This window comes from Tenacibaculum sp. HL-MS23, from assembly GCF_032463465.1.
GTDB lineage: Bacteria > Bacteroidota > Bacteroidia > Flavobacteriales > Flavobacteriaceae > Polaribacter > Polaribacter bernardetii.
In genome coordinates this window covers 671,293-687,329 of sequence record NZ_CP135989.1, presented here as the reverse complement: position 1 = coordinate 687,329, position 16,037 = coordinate 671,293, and the positions used below count along the sequence as shown (strand labels likewise).

The window sequence follows — 16,037 nt, the reverse complement described above, 5'->3', positions numbered from 1 at the left end:
TTTCCTTTTATTTTCCTTAAATTTGCCTGCTCAAATTAGAGATTGATTATGAAGATATCATACAATTGGTTAAGACAATTTTTACAAACCGACTGGAAAGCTGAAAAAACAGGAGAACTATTAACAGATTTAGGTCTAGAGGTAGAAGGAATAGAAAAAGTAGAGAGTATTAAGGGTAGCTTAAAGGGCATCGTTGTTGGTGAAGTAAAAACATGTGTTAAGCATCCCAACGCAGATAAACTAAAAATTACTACGGTAGATTTAGGTGACGGTAATCCAGTACAAATAGTTTGTGGTGCACCAAATGTAGCTGCTGGTCAGAAAGTGCCTGTTGCTACGGTAGGAACAACCTTGTATGATGAAAAAGGCGAAGGCTTTAAAATAAAAAAAGGTAAAATAAGAGGAGAAGAAAGCCACGGAATGATCTGTGCCGAAGACGAGTTAGGTTTAGGTAACAGTCATGAAGGAATTATGGTTTTAGATGCCGCTTTAGCTTCAGGAACACCTTGTTCAGAAGTTTTTAATATCGAAACAGATTATGTTTTCGAAATAGGCTTAACGCCAAACCGTGCAGACGCAATGAGCCACTTTGGTGTTGCTCGTGATTTACGTGCAGGTTTAATGCATCAAGGAACAAATTTAGAGCTAATTTCACCTTCTGTATCAGATTTTCGTGTAGATGAACGTACACACAAGATTGATATCGAAATTGAAGATAAAAATTTAGTACCTCGTTATTGCGGAATTACAATTACCGATATTGAGGTTAAAGAATCTCCAGAATGGATTCAGAATAGATTAAAAGCTATTGGTATTGTACCTAAAAACAATATTGTAGATATTACAAATTATGTTTTACATGAGTTAGGGCAACCTTTACATGCTTTTGATGCTAATAAAATTAGAGGGAATAAAGTTATTGTTAAAACCTTAGCGGCAGGAACGAAGTTTAAGACGTTAGATGAAGTAGAAAGAACGTTAGATGCTGATGATATTATGATTTGTGATGCAGATGATAATCCATTATGTTTAGGTGGAGTTTTCGGCGGATTAAAATCTGGAGTAACAGAACATACTACAGCGATTTTCTTAGAAAGCGCTTACTTTAATCCGGTTTCTGTTCGTAAAACAGCAAAACGTCACGCATTAAATACAGATGCTTCTTTCCGTTTCGAAAGAGGAATCGATATCAATTCAACAAAATACGCTTTAAAGCGTGCTGCTTTATTAATTGAAGAGTACGCTGGTGGAAAAATGTCTTCGGATGTTTTAGATTTTTATCCAGAGAAAATAGAAGATTTCGAAGTGTTTTTATCTTTCGAAAACACGTATAAATTAATAGGTCAAGAAATTCCTAAAGAAACGATTAAAAATATTTTAGCTTCTTTAGAAATTAAAATAAACAGTGTAACTGAAGGAGGTTTAGGTTTAACAATACCTTCTTACCGAGTAGATGTTCAGCGTGAAGCTGATATTATTGAAGAAATTTTAAGAGTTTACGGTTACAATAACATCGAGTTTTCTCATAAATTAAATACTTCTATTTCATTTGATAACGATAAAGAAGTTAAGGTAGAAAACATTGTTGCAAACCAATTAAGTTCATTAGGATTTAACGAAACGATGGCAAATTCTTTAACAAAAGCAGATTATATTGCTTTGTCTGAGAATTTAAAGGAAGAACATAATGTAGAAATGTTAAATCCGTTAAGTAACGACTTAAAGGTAATGCGACAATCATTATTGTTTAGTGGTTTAGAATCGGTTTCTTATAATATCAACAGAAAAAATAACGCATTAAAATTTTATGAGTTTGGTAAAACATATCATAAATACGAAAGTGGTTATCAGGAAGACAAGCATTTAACGTTGTTTGTTACCGGGAACAGAACGAAAGATAGTTGGAAAATAGCAACTGAAGCTTCTGATTTCTTTTATTTAAAAGGAATTGTAACGAACTTATTAAGTAGATTAGGACTTGATAATTTAAAAACATCACCTATTAAAACAGATGTGTTTTCTGAAGGTGTAGTATTAAGTTTAGGAAAAACTAAGCTAGTTGAATTCGGAGTTATAAAAAGAGCTGTTTTAAAAGAATTTTCTATTAAACAAGAAGTTTTATTTGCTGATTTTAATTGGGAAAACATTTTAAGCTTAGCTGGTAATAAGAAAATTAAAGTATCTGATTTAGCTAAGTTTCCATCAGTAAAGCGTGATTTAGCGTTGTTATTAGATGATAAAATAGAGTTTAAAGAAATTTACAACCTTGCTTTTCAATCAGAAAAGAAATTATTAAAAGAAGTAGATTTATTTGATGTTTATGAAGGTGATAAATTACCTGAAGGTAAAAAATCATATGCTGTTAGTTTTGTTTTACAAGATGAAAATAAAACATTAGCAGATAAACAGATTGATAAAATAATGCAAAAATTACAGCTAACATTCGAAAAGAATTTAGAAGCTGTTTTAAGATAATTCAAAAGCTCCAATTTTTATTGGGGCTTTTTTTAATTTAAATGTCTCCTCGAGCGCAGTCGAGAGGTTATTTTTTAAACAATAATTAAGGTCTCGACTGCGCTCGACCTGATAAGAAGTATGTACAAATTAATCATCCGTCCGATTTTCTTTCTTTTTGATCCAGAAAAGATTCATTATTTTACTTTTTCATTGGTGAAATTCATGACAAAAATTCCTTTTGTAGCTTCAATATTCAGAAGTTTATATCAGGTGAATGATAAAAAATTAGAACGTAATTTATTCGGATTAACTTTTAAAAAACCTGTTGGTTTAGCTGCTGGATTTGATAAAAATGCGGTTTTATATAATGAATTAGCAAACTTCGGATTTGGTTTTGTAGAAATAGGAACCGTAACACCAAAAGGGCAAGCAGGAAATCCGAAGAAAAGATTATTCCGTTTAAAAGATGATCAAGGAATTATCAACCGAATGGGATTTAATAATGAAGGATTAGCTATTGCAATTGAACAATTAAAAAAGAATAAAGGTAAAATTATCATTGGAGGTAACATCGGTAAAAATACCGATACAGCTCCAGAAAACTATACGTCAGATTACTTAGAGTGTTTTAAAGGACTGCATCCGTATGTAGATTATTTTGTGTTGAATGTAAGTTGCCCTAATGTTGGGAGTCATGCAAAACTAGATGATGTTGAATACTTATATGAGTTAATTACTGAGGTTCAGAAATTAAATAAGGAGCTTTCAGTGTCAGGTCGAGCGAAGTCGAGACCTATTCTTTTAAAAATAGCTCCAGATTTAAATAACCAACAATTAGATGAAATAATTGAATTGGTTGCTAAAACTAAAATAGATGGAGTTATTGCCTCAAACACATCAGTAAATAGAGATAATTTAAAGGTTTCTAAAGAACGATTATTAGAAATTGGTAATGGTGGTGTTAGCGGTCAACCGGTTAAAGAAAGAAGTACGAAAGTAATTAAATACCTAGCAGATAAATCTAACAAAGCATTTCCTATAATCGGGGTAGGAGGTATTCATTCTGAAAAAGATGCTTTAGATAAAATAAATGCTGGTGCAGATTTAGTACAAATCTATACTGGGTTTATCTATGAAGGACCGAGTTTGGTAAAGCGAATCAATAAAGCTATTTTAGATCAATCTTAAATTAACTTTTTACTGAATTAATTTCAGTAGTTTTTTATATTTATTTAATTAATGATTGAAACTCTTATTTCGTTTGTTTTAGCTACGGCTACTTTAGCTTTTTCACCAGGGCCAGATAATATTTTTGTACTAACACAAAGTATTGTGCATGGTAAAAAATATGGTTTAGCAACAGTTGTTGGTTTAATGACGGGTTGTATTATTCATACTACTTTGGTTGCTTTTGGCGTTTCGGAGGTTATAAAGCAAAATCCGAATTTATTTTTTATTATCAAATTATTCGGAGCCTTGTATTTGCTGTATATTGCATACCAAGTTTATAAAAGTGATGCTAAAATTGCGTTTTCAACAGATAATGTAGTTAAGAAATCTACTTTCGAATTGTTTAAAAAAGGTTTTTGGATGAATGTTTTAAACCCGAAAGTTACTATTTTCTTTTTGGCATTTTTCCCTCAGTTTTTGTTTTCAAAAACGATTTCTACGGTAATTCAGTTTTATGTTTTAGGCGGCTTATTTATACTTACTTCTTTTGTAATATTTTCTACAATTGCTATTTTGGCAGGAACAATATCAACATCAATAAAAAAGAACGCCCAAATAGGAGTGTTCCTAAAATGGGCGCAAATTGTAGTTTTTATAGCTATTGCTATCTTAATTTTATTATAAGTTAATCTTCAGTAACGTATCCCCAATTTTCACCAGTTTTAATTCTATGTAATTGCATTTCTGAAACACCAAATTGTTTCGCAATCATTTTTAAACGAGTCTTTCTGTTTGGGTCGTTTAGCTTACGCTTAAGTAATTTAACTCTAGTTTCAGTAAGTTTTGCAGTTCTGGGTTTATGAACTTTATTTACATATTCGGGATTGGTATATTGATGTACCTCTTTTTCCCTTTTTGTAGCCCATTTAAGGTTTTCAATCCTATTGTCTTTTTTATCATAATTTAAATGAATCACATACAATTCATCCTCTTTACGGGGTAAAAAACATTCTGCTACGAGTTTATGAACATACCTACTGGTATTTTTTCCATTTACTCGTTGTTTTAATGGTAAGTTCTGGTAACCGTTTATAAAATATTCGTTTACAAGGAACTCTTCTTCTTTTTTACAGTTGATAATTCTACCGTAATTAGAGATTTTAAATTTTTCTTTTTCAGAGATTTTATCATCAAATACTATTTCTTTCCACCTTTCATTTCTGTAGCTTCGTATCATATTTTTTAATATTTTATCTGAACTTAAATAATAAATAGCACTTTATTATTTAGTGTAAAAATACATAATTTGTTTTACAACCACTTTTTTATAAGTAATAACTGATTTATGTGTTGGTAATGATGGTTGCAATGCCATGCATAAATACCTATATTTTCTTTTAAACTTACTTTTTCATTTCCATCAGGATGAATGAAACACTTATTTAAATCATCATCAGTTAATCCTTTTAAAAGATACACCCATTTAGCGTGTAAAGCTTTTAATGAATTTAAAGATAACTGAATAGGGGCAGTTTTAGAATCGAATAATTCTGCCCAACGCGCTTCATAATACGTTTTAATAACAGGTTCTTCTTCTGTTAACGCCCATTTAAAACGAGTGTATGAATTATGATGACTGTCTGCACAATGATGAATAACTTGCCTAACAGACCAACCACCATCTCTGTATAAAGTATTTAATTGTTCTTCGGATAAATTTTTAACAAGAAGCTCTAATTTAGCAGGAAACTCTTCTAAAATAATAATCCATTCGTTAATTTTTTCTGAAGAAATTACGGTAGGAATATCAGGTTTTCCGATCGGATATTTTAGTCTTTCCAAATTAGTTAGTTTTAGTAAGTTTTTTATACGCCCTTTTTGCATTGCCATTTTCAGGGTTTATATCCAACGCTTTTTTATAAAACTCAATTGCTTTAATAGTATCTAATTTTTTTAAATAAGCATCACCTGTACTGTCGTAAGTATTAGAACTAGTAGGGTATAAAGCAATGTTAATTTTAAAAATTTCAATTGCTTGCTCATATTTATCTTCTCTTAAATATTGATAACCCAAACTATTAAAAGTATGTTCTCTAATTATAGGATTTAAACTGTCTTTTTCTTTAATTTTTTCATAACCAACTAGCGCAGCGTTATAATCTCCTTGTGCAAAATGTTCTTTAGGTGTTTTTTCACCATCATTTAATTTGTTAAAAACATATACATTATCATTATGTTCTCGTTTTTTCGCTAATTCAATATTATCTTTATCTGTATGAAAAATTAATTTTTCATTTAATTCGCTTGCATAAAAAGTACTATCGTTAATTTTTAAAGGAACCAATTTCTGATTACGCCATGCTAAAAGTAATTCGCCCTCTTTAAAGTTAACCTCTATAATTTCATCAGCATTAAAAAAATAACGGCCCGTAGCATTTTTAATAAATTTATCTGAGTTTTTATTCGTTGTACAGCTTGTTATTAGTAAAATAAAAGCAATAAAAATTAGTTTAGTTTTCATTTTTTGGTTAGTTTTTGTAAAAATATATTAATATAACGACTCAGCTTGTAATTAGTTACAAGTAATATAAGTTTTACTTGGCATAACAATTGACTTATATAATCGAGCGAAATAGTGCATATGTTTATAGTGTACTGTTTATCAAATAATTAAAAGTTAAAAAGTGCGTTTGGTATTGTTGCTAACAATATATAAATGTCACTATGACATATATACAAGATATGAGTAAATCAAAAATTATACATTTAGACAATTTGTCGCTTCAAGAAGCTTTTAATGAAGATTCAGAATTGATTCCTTTATTAACTCCTGAAGATGAAGAAATAATAAATAAAGAAAAAGTACCTGAAGAACTGCCAATTTTACCGTTAAGAAATACGGTGTTATTTCCTGGTGTTGTAATTCCTATTACAGCGGGTAGAGATAAATCTATTCAGTTAATAAAAGATGCAAACAAAGGAGATAAAGTAATTGGTGTTGTTGCTCAGAAAGATGGCGATGTAGAAAACCCTGGTTTAAATGATATTCATAAAACCGGAGTTGTAGCACAGATTTTACGTGTTCTTAAAATGCCTGATGGTAACACAACAGTTATCATTCAAGGAAAAAAACGTTTTGAGATTGATGAAATTACGCAAGAAGAACCATACTTAAAAGCAAGAGTTAAGGAAGCAATAGATGATAAAGAGGTTGATGACGAAAAAGAGTTTGAGGCAATTATAGAATCTATAAAAGAATTAGCATTAGAGGTTATTAAAGAAAACCCAATGTTACCTTCTGAAGCTTCTTTTGCTATTAAAAACATAAAATCTAACTCGTTTTTGGTGAACTTTATTTCATCAAACATGGATTTAAGTGTTGCTAAGAAACAAGTGTTACTTGAAAAAGATAACTTAAAAGAACGCGCTTTATTAACGTTAAAAAATTTAGACAAAGAACTTCAGAAATTACAATTGCGTAATGATATTCAGTCTAAAACACGTTCTGATTTAGATCAGCAACAGCGTGAATATTATTTACATCAGCAGTTAAAAACCATTCAAGATGAATTAGGTGGTGTTTCTCATGATCAGGAATTAGATCAAATGAGAATAAAGGCTAAAACAAAAAAATGGAATAAAGAGGTTGCTGAGACATTTGAAAAGGAATTGAATCGCTTAAAGCGAATGAATCCTCAAATGGCAGAATATGGTGTGCAACGTAACTATTTAGAGTTAATGTTAGATTTACCTTGGGGAGAATATTCTAAAGATAAATTTGATTTAAAAAGAGGACAAAAAATATTAGATCGAGATCATTTTGGTTTAGAAAAAGTAAAAGAACGTATTATAGAACATTTAGCTGTTTTAAAATTACGTGGAGATATGAAGTCGCCTATTATTTGTTTGTACGGTCCTCCTGGAGTAGGTAAAACATCTTTAGGTAAATCGGTAGCGGAAGCCTTAGGTAGAAAATACGTGCGTATGTCTTTAGGTGGTTTACGTGATGAAGCAGAGATTCGCGGGCACCGTAAAACCTATATTGGAGCCATGCCAGGACGTTTAATTCAGAATATTAAAAAATCTGGAACTTCAAATCCTGTATTTGTTTTAGATGAAATTGATAAATTAAGTCAAAGTAGTCAAGGAGACCCTTCTTCTGCTATGTTAGAAGTTTTAGACCCTGAGCAAAACACCGAGTTTTATGATAATTATCTAGAAGTAGGTTACGATCTTTCTAAAGTGCTATTTATTGCAACGGCTAATAACTTAGGTCAAATTCCATGGGCATTACGTGATCGTATGGAGATTATCAATGTTACGGGTTATACGATTGAAGAAAAAATTGAAATTGCTAAAAAATATTTACTTCCAAAACAGTTAAAAGAGCATGGGTTAACACCGGAACATTTAACGGCTGGAAAAAAACAATTAGAAAAGATTGTTGCAGGTTATACACGTGAATCAGGTGTGCGTGGTTTAGAAAAACAAGTTGCTAAAATAGTTCGTTTTGCGGCGAAATCAATAGCGATGGAAGAGGAGTATAGCATTGCTTTATCAGACTTAGATATCGAAACTATTTTAGGTCCTGCTCGTCTAGAAAGAGGTAAGTACGAAAATAATGATGTTGCAGGTGTAGTTACTGGTTTAGCGTGGACAAGTGTTGGTGGAGATATTTTATTTATAGAATCTATTTTATCAAAAGGAAAAGGTAACCTTTCTATTACAGGTAATTTAGGTAAAGTGATGAAGGAATCAGCTACAATTGCGATGAAATACATCAAGGCAAACGCTGAAAAATTCGGAATTAAACAAGAAATTTTAGAAAAATACGACGTACATATTCACGTGCCAGAAGGTGCAACGCCAAAAGATGGGCCAAGTGCAGGTATTACTATGTTAACTTCATTAATGTCGGTATATACACAGCGTAAAGTGAAAAATAAACTAGCCATGACAGGTGAAATTACACTTCGTGGAAAAGTATTGCCAGTAGGTGGAATTAAAGAAAAAATATTAGCAGCAAAACGCGCCAATATTAAAGAGCTTATTTTGTGTGTCGAGAATAAAAGAGACATCGAAGAAATAAAAGAAAGTTACTTAAAGGGATTAACATTCCATTACGTAAACGAAATGAGCGAGGTAATCGATATTGCGCTTACCAAGCAAAAAGTAAAAGACGCTAAGAAATTAGTGTAAATTCAAAAGCCTCTCAGTAAATCGAGAGGCTTTTTTTATTCTTAATTCTGTCAGAAGCTAATTCCAGCTTTCCGCACTCGCTCTCTGCGAGGAGCTCAAACAAATGCTACAATCTGGGCTAAACTATTTTATAAAGTTTTAGTGAAAGCTTAAAAATCCGCTTTTTTATGAAATTTCATTTTCTCCTTAGTAATAGGATGTGCAAACTCTAAAGTATCTGAATGTAAATACAAACGGTCAGATTTTTTTCCATACAAGTCATCACCTATAATTGGTGTGTTTAATCCTAAACTATGAGAAGCATGCATTCGTAATTGATGTGTTCGACCAGAAATAGGGTAGAAGTGTACCTTTGTTTTTCCGTTTTTCCTTTCAATAACCTCCCATTTAGTTTTTGCAGGTTTTCCGTGTTCATAACATACCAATTGTCTTGGTCTGTCATCTAAATCTACACGAAGTGGTAAATTAATTATCCCTTTATTTTCGGTAATAATTCCATCTAATAAAGCCGTGTATCTTTTTTTAACCGTTTTATTAATAAACTGACTTTGTATAATTTTATGAGCATTTTTGTTTTTAGCTAAAACTAATAAACCAGAAGTAGCCATATCTAAACGATGTACAATAATGGGACCCGAAACACCTTTAATCTGTTGTTTAATGCGAGAATAAACCGAATCTTGAATATGAATTCCAGGAACCGATAAAAAGTCATTAGGCTTATAAATAATGATTAACTCATCATCTTCAAAAACAATTTCTAGTTTCTTTCCAACAGCAGGATTTTCTAATAACGGATTCGTATCCATTTCAATTCCGTCTAGCATATGTGTTAAAATAGGTTTGCATTTTCCTTGGCAAGCCGGATAAAATTGTTGGTGTTTCCTTACTTCTTTATTTGGCGGTTTCCCCCACCAAAATTCTGCCATTGCAATAGGTTTTAAGTCGTGTAAAAAAGCATATTGTAATAATTTTGGAGCAGCGCATTCACCAGTTCCTGCTGGAATATTTTGTATAGAAACATTCGTAAATAACTCCCCTAAATTTTTAACCTCTTTTTTTGAATTTAAAAATTGATATTGTTTTGATATATAAACCTGTAAAGCTGTGGATTTAGTTTTACGTTTTTCTTTTAGTAACGTTTTTTGATTGGTAAAAATAAATAGTTTTTCTTTAATAGGTTTCAAAGTATGTTCCCAAAAGCGAGTTACATTATTTAGGTAATGTTTGGCATCTAAACTCTCTTTACTTAAAATATTTTTTAAAGTTTCATAATCTTCTGTTGATAACTCGGTAAATGCTTTTTCTCTTTTTAATTTACGAGCAATTTTAGCTTTTTTTAAAGCTTCTTTTTTTCTGTAATATCATCAGCCGCCTTGTTAGTTTCTTGTTCGTAAAGAGTACGTAATTTTAAATACTCAGCAGTATTCTCTAAACGATCTAATTCAATACTTATATTCCTTAAAGTTTCTTTTTCTTTTAAGAAAAACGAATCTTTAGTAAGCATATCGTAAACAGGTGGAACGAACTTTTTGTGCTTGTTTTTTTCGCCTAACTTACCAGAAACAGCAGTTATGTAGCCGATTTCATTTTGTTGATTTTGTACGACTAAAACTCCAAACATTTTTCCTGAAATAGCTCCTTTTTTGGAGTTATCTAACCCGAAATTATGTTCGAAATCTGTTTGCACACTCAAATAATTTTGCACTTCTTTTGAAGCTAACTTGCACAACGAATGAGGTTCGTAATAAAACGGAAAAGTAAACTTTTTAGGAAGCTTTATTTCGGTTATAGAAGTCGAAAAATATTGAAAATATGCTTGCAAAATAGATAAAAGTAATAGTTAGGTTTTGGTGTAATTATTTAACGCTTAAAAAAGAAAAGTTATAACTAACACCAAAGTTTAAATAAGTACTACTTAATTTACCACCTCGTGCTTTAACGTATCCTAATCCACCACGTATATTTAATTTATTTGTTAGTTTGTAATTTAGTCCCATACTTGGTTTTACAATTAAACCCTGTCCTGTACTAATTCCACCACCACCGGCAGCTCCACCTAAAAGTTGGCCAAAGATTGAAGTTGTATTGTTAAAAAAAGTATTTGATTGTACTCCTAAACCAACAATACCTTCAGCATAAGCACCAGCATCACCAAAATTAGCGAATGATGTTTGTCCGGATCCATAAATATACTTATTAAAGAAAAAGTTTATTTGCAAAGAAATTTGATGCATGTTCTGAGTAAATCCACCATTATTATCTCTTGCAGCACTTAAATACAAATCTTGTTTTATAATTGTTTCTAAACCTTTAAATTTTCCACTTTTATATTTGTCATTTCCAGAAACACCATCTTTATCTATATAATATTTTAAACCAAAGCCTAAAGTAGATGCTTTAAAGTGTGAATCAGGCGACATTAAATATCCTTTGTTAATTGAAGCATAAATATTATCAAATAATTTTTGTTCGATAGAAATATCAGGATAAATTAAAAATCCACCTTTGGTATCAACACCACCGCCACCGCCAGCACCAACACCAAACTTAGCTAAGATATTTGTACGGTTTTTATTCATTGATAAATGATATCCACCTCCTAAAAGAACATCCATATATCCAGCTCTAATTCCGTGGTAGGCACCGTCAGCTTTTACAAAAAAGAAGATGTTTTTATTAAGATATGAGTTTAATTCAAAACCAGCTAAACGTATTGTTTTATCTTTATAAGAACCTTTTGTTACAGATAAATTATTTAGATGTACTAGTAAAGAAATTTTATTAGCAGGAGTATCCCAAGAACTATTATTTAGCGCATCAAAAGAAAAAGAATTTTCACGCTCTTTAAAACTTGTTGTTTTAAAAGATAAAGGAATTTGAATAGCTACATTAAATTGACTGCGATTAATGGTTCCTCCATCAAAAAAATCGACATAACTATAACCTGCAGTTGTAGAGAAATGTTTAAAATCATATCCTAAGTTAAAATGAGGTAAAATAAAAGCACCACCACCGTCAGGAGCTGCAGCTCCGCCACCTCCGCCAAAATGAAATCCGGCATCTATAAATAATTTATCGGTTATTTTATGTTGAATACCAGCATTGATTCCTAAAGTAAAAAAACCACCACGAATTCCGCCAACAGCACCATAAATACCTACACCAACATAACTCCACTTATTGGGTTTTAAATTATAATGAACTCCTGTGAAATCCATATTTTTCTCGTTATCGGGCATTTTAATAGATAAAAAATCTAGTTGTCCGAAGCCAATTTGAGTTTCTTGCTGAGGAATTTCAGTTTGAGCGTATAAAAAGTAAACACTCAAGGTAAAACATACCATGAGTGCTTTTTTACTAATTTTAAATAGCATTTATATATTGTTTTTAAGGGTGTATTTTTTGACGTTCTCCATTAATATATGAAGCAACAAAAGCATCTTTGAAGCCTATTTTTATTAATTCTTTTCTTAACGATTTAGCTTCGCTTAAAGAATCAAATAAACCTATAGAATATTTAAAGTATCCATCATTTATAGTAACGGTTGAAGGTATTGTTGAAGTAGAAATTAAAGCGTGCTTCTTTTTAGAGAAAACACCAATTTGAACAGAATAAATTGTTTTGTCGCTTGTATTATCTATAACAGAATCGATAGTTTCATTTAAATTATTTTCATCAGTAGTAGAACTGTTGTTTCTCGCGGCTCTAGCATTTGCTCTAACAATACTGTCTAACACTCTTATATTTTCACTTTTTCTTATAGCAGTTTCATCTTCAGATGAAGTATAAGGAACTCCGCCATTATTGGTGTAAAAATAATAAGTAGCTCCTAAGGCAGCTCCAAGCATTAGACCTAATATAATAGGCAATATCATAGATCCTTTTTTAGCGGAAGTAAGTGCTTCTTTTGTTTCTTCTAATTCGCTTTCTGCTTCTTCTCTTTTAAGCTTAGCATTATCTAAGTCTTCTTGCATTAATTGAAACTTATCTTCTTCTATAAAAGGCATAATTGTAGGTTGATTTTTGTTAAAATATTTTACTAAAGTACAAATCTTTTTTTAGTCTTGTTTTTTAACGGTTATAATCACAGTTTTTGATGCCGGTGTATGGCTAATTCTCGCTTTACTTTTTAGAGGAACTAATACGTTTGCTTCAGGAAAATAAGTTGCAGTACATTGTTTAGGTATGCTGTACGGAATTACTAAAAATCCGTTTGCCTTTCTTTCTTCTCCTTTAAAATGACTAGTTAAATCTACTTTGTCTAATTTTTTTAGACCATGATTTTTCATATCGTCAGGATTCATAAAAATAACTCTTCGTTCATTTAAAATTCCGCGGTAACGATCATTCAAACCATAAATAGTAGTATTGTATTGATCGTGTGTACGAATGGTCATCATCATAAATTGATTTTCATCTAGAGCAATATCCGAAGGTGAATTTGTAGAAAAATTTGCTTTTCCAGTTAAAGTAGGAGAGAAGTTGTTTTCGCGTGCATTATTGGGTAAGTAAAAACCTCCTTTTACACGAACTCTTTCATTGTAGCTATCAAAACCGTCTATAGTGGCTTCTATTTTAGTGCGAATTAAATCGTAATTGGTAATTAATTTACTCCATTGAACCTTAGTATTCTTCAATGTAGCGGTAGCAATACCTGCAACAATAGCGGGCTCACTTAATAAATGTTTAGAAGCAGGCGTTAAATGTCCGTTTGACTGATGTACAACGCCCATCGAATTTTCTACAGTAATAAACTGTTCTCCGCTTTTTTGATTATCCTTTTCGGAACGACCTAAACAAGGAAGAATTAATGCTTGTTTACCATGAATTAAGTGACTACGATTTAATTTTGTTGATATTTGTACTGTTAAATCACAGTTTTTTAAAGCTTCAGCTGTATATACGGTATCTGGAGTTGCAGAGATAAAATTACCTCCCATTCCTATAAAAACACTAGCTTTTTTCTGATGCATAGCCTCAATAGCTGCGACAACGTCATAACCATGTTTACGTGGGGCATTGAATTGAAATTCCTTTTCTAAATTGTCTAAAAAACCATTTTTAGGCTTTTCCCATATTCCCATTGTTCGATCTCCTTGCACGTTAGAGTGCCCTCTTACTGGGCAAGTACCAGCACCTTTTTTACCGATGCTTCCTTTTAATAATAGTAAATTAACAACTTCACGAATATTATCTACTGCATTTTTATGTTGTGTTAATCCCATTGCCCAACAAATAATAATTTTATCATTACTGATAATCATATCTGCAGCCTCTTTAATTACTTCTAAAGGTAGGCCTGTTTGGGGTAATAATTCTTCTATTGAATATTTATCTAAATCGACTAGAAATTGCTCTAAGCCGTGTGTTTTTTCTTTTATAAATTGATGGTTAAAAACATCTCCCGATTTTTCCTCCTCAGTTTTCATCATCTTTAAGATGATTTTTAACAAGGCAACATCTCCGTTAATTTTTACTTGTAAAAACAAGTCAGTTAACTTATCACCAGCTCCAAACCATTTTAAAGGATTTTGCGGATCTACATAATTCATTAATCCAACTTCAGGCAACGGATTTATCGTCATTATTTTTCCGCCATTCTTTTTAGTATCTTTTAATGCGGTTAGCATTCTAGGATGATTTGTTCCTGGATTCTGACCTATAACAATCACTAAATCAGCATGATTAAAGTCATCTAAAGTAACAGAACCTTTACCAATTCCTAGTGTTTCTGAAAGTCCGCTACCGCTACTTTCGTGACACATATTAGAGCAATCTGGTAAGTTATTGGTACCAAACTGACGTACAAATAGCTGATATAAAAAAGCAGCTTCATTACTTGTTCTACCTGAAGTGTAAAAGATTGCTTCATCAGGAGAATTTAAGTTGTTTAACTCACTCCCAATAAGATTAAAAGCTTCTTGCCAAGAAATTTCTTCATAATTATCAGCTCCTTCTTTCAAAATCATTGGATGAGTGATTCGTCCACTTTTACCAATTTCATAATCAGACCATTCAGACATTTCTTGCACAGAATGTGTTGCGAAAAATAACGGAGATACTCTATTCGTTGTAGCTTCTTCAGCAACTGCTTTTGCACCGTTTTCGCAATATTCCGCTAAAAAAGCTCTTTTCTGATCTGGATCTGGCCAGGCACAGCCCGGGCAATCAAAACCATTAATTTGATTGATGTTTTTAAGAAGGCTAATTCCTTTTACTACACCTGTTTCTGAAAAAACATGACTTAAAGCTGATTGTATAGCTTTTGTACCTACTGCCTTTTTAGGAATATCTATAAGTTCAATACCAGTTAATTTTTCAGGTGGTTGTTCTTGTATTTTTTTATCGCTCATAATTTATATATTGAGGATTAGCGTAAACTGTCATTCTATTATTTCTACTAAAACCTATTAGGCAAATGCCAAATTCTTTCGCAAAATCAACGGCTAAAGAAGAGCAGGCAGAAACTGCTATAATAATAGGGATTTTAGCAAAAAAAGCCTTCGAAACAATCTCGTACGAAACGCGACCGCTTACTAGCATATAGCTTACTTCTTTTATTTTATTTTTATTAATTAAATCGCCAATACATTTATCAACTGCGTTATGACGACCAATATCTTCTTTGATAGTTAAGAGTTCCTTTTTTTTATCGAATAAAGCACAAGCATGACTTCCTCCTGTGTTTTTAAATAAAAACTGTAAATCATTCATTTTTAAAAACATATCAAATGTTACATCAATTGATTCATTATGTTTATTATTAAGAGGCTCATCACTTGTTTTTAGATCTTTTAACTCTTTTTTTCCGCAAATTCCACAAGATGAAACTGATAAAAGTGTTCGTTTATTAAGGTAGCCTTTTCTTAATTTTTCCTTTGGAATACTAACATTTAAGATGGCCGAAAAATCATTATTTATTTCAATAATATCTATCTTTAATTCATCATTGCTTTTATAAATGTCTTCTGCGTACAAAAGTCCTCTTATAAGCTCGTTATCGTCTCCTGGAGTTCTCATAACTACAGTATAAGACTCATTGTTTATGTTGATCTGAAGTGGTGCTTCAATCACCAAATTATCATCCACCTTTAAAGAGGAGTTTTCTGATAATTTTATAGATTGATATGTGCTTGCTTGTTTCATGTTATAAACAAAAGTACTTAAAAGTAAATGAACTGAAAAGCCTTAGTGAATAGCAAAAATT

General features: G+C 31.4%; 13 protein-coding genes. 4 read left to right on the top strand and 9 right to left on the bottom strand.

All coding sequences use genetic code 11. The features are described 5' to 3' along the window. Nucleotides 1–48: 48 nt before the first annotated feature. From pheT to RRF68_RS03140, 3 genes are all read left to right on the top strand, one after another. A complete protein-coding gene (gene pheT / locus RRF68_RS03150; protein ID WP_315944978.1) occupies nt 49–2,475 on the top strand; it encodes a phenylalanine--tRNA ligase subunit beta in 2,427 nt (808 codons plus the stop codon). Between the two features lie 120 nt (nt 2,476–2,595). Continuing rightward, nucleotides 2,596–3,645 carry a quinone-dependent dihydroorotate dehydrogenase gene (locus RRF68_RS03145; protein WP_315944977.1) on the top strand — a complete coding sequence of 350 codons (1,050 nt, stop codon included), beginning with the start codon at nt 2,596–2,598 and terminating at the stop codon, nt 3,643–3,645. Between the two features lie 51 nt (nt 3,646–3,696). Continuing rightward, on the top strand, nt 3,697–4,311 hold the full coding sequence (locus tag RRF68_RS03140; protein WP_218772468.1) for a LysE family translocator: 615 nt from the start codon (nt 3,697–3,699) through the stop codon (nt 4,309–4,311). A gap of 1 nt (nt 4,312) precedes the next feature. Here RRF68_RS03140 and RRF68_RS03135 read toward each other — a convergent pair whose 3' ends face one another. From RRF68_RS03135 to RRF68_RS03125, 3 genes are all read right to left on the bottom strand, one after another. After that, nucleotides 4,313–4,864, bottom strand: coding sequence for an HNH endonuclease (locus RRF68_RS03135; protein ID WP_218772469.1), 552 nt, complete (start codon nt 4,862–4,864; stop codon nt 4,313–4,315). 74 nt (nt 4,865–4,938) lie between these two features. After that, nucleotides 4,939–5,511 (bottom strand): YfiT family bacillithiol transferase, encoded by a 573-nt coding sequence (locus RRF68_RS03130; RefSeq protein WP_218773447.1) that lies wholly within the window; start codon nt 5,509–5,511, stop codon nt 4,939–4,941. Beyond that, nucleotides 5,471–6,148, bottom strand: a complete 678-nt coding sequence (locus RRF68_RS03125) for a hypothetical protein (protein WP_315944976.1) — start codon at nt 6,146–6,148, stop codon at nt 5,471–5,473. The genes RRF68_RS03130 and RRF68_RS03125 overlap by 41 nt, the downstream gene beginning before the upstream one ends. A 203-nt stretch (nt 6,149–6,351) precedes the next feature. On the opposite strand from RRF68_RS03125, the gene lon reads away from it, so the two are divergent. Beyond that, nucleotides 6,352–8,826, top strand: coding sequence for an endopeptidase La (gene lon, locus RRF68_RS03120; RefSeq protein WP_315944975.1), 2,475 nt, complete (start codon nt 6,352–6,354; stop codon nt 8,824–8,826). A gap of 149 nt (nt 8,827–8,975) precedes the next feature. Here the strand turns inward: lon and RRF68_RS03115 are convergent, their stop codons facing one another. From RRF68_RS03115 to fdhD, 6 genes are all read right to left on the bottom strand, one after another. Then, complete coding sequence (locus tag RRF68_RS03115; protein ID WP_315944974.1) at nt 8,976–10,013, bottom strand: RluA family pseudouridine synthase; 1,038 nt, start codon at nt 10,011–10,013, stop codon at nt 8,976–8,978. Between the two features lie 152 nt (nt 10,014–10,165). Beyond that, the gene (locus RRF68_RS03110; RefSeq protein ID WP_315944973.1) at nt 10,166–10,516 is read right to left on the bottom strand and encodes a hypothetical protein; all 351 of its coding nucleotides are present in this window, start codon (nt 10,514–10,516) and stop codon (nt 10,166–10,168) included. Nucleotides 10,517–10,685: 169 nt separating this feature from the next. Then, nucleotides 10,686–12,203: a hypothetical protein gene (locus RRF68_RS03105; RefSeq protein WP_315944972.1), complete on the bottom strand. Its 1,518-nt coding sequence runs from the start codon at nt 12,201–12,203 to the stop codon at nt 10,686–10,688. A 13-nt stretch (nt 12,204–12,216) separates the two neighbouring features. Further along, complete coding sequence (locus RRF68_RS03100; RefSeq protein WP_315944971.1) at nt 12,217–12,837, bottom strand: SPOR domain-containing protein; 621 nt, start codon at nt 12,835–12,837, stop codon at nt 12,217–12,219. Between the two features lie 51 nt (nt 12,838–12,888). Beyond that, nucleotides 12,889–15,183 (bottom strand): FdhF/YdeP family oxidoreductase, encoded by a 2,295-nt coding sequence (locus RRF68_RS03095; RefSeq protein WP_315944970.1) that lies wholly within the window; start codon nt 15,181–15,183, stop codon nt 12,889–12,891. Continuing rightward, nucleotides 15,173–15,976, bottom strand: coding sequence for a formate dehydrogenase accessory sulfurtransferase FdhD (fdhD, locus tag RRF68_RS03090; protein ID WP_315944969.1), 804 nt, complete (start codon nt 15,974–15,976; stop codon nt 15,173–15,175). The genes RRF68_RS03095 and fdhD overlap by 11 nt, the downstream gene beginning before the upstream one ends. Nucleotides 15,977–16,037: the final 61 nt, after the last annotated feature.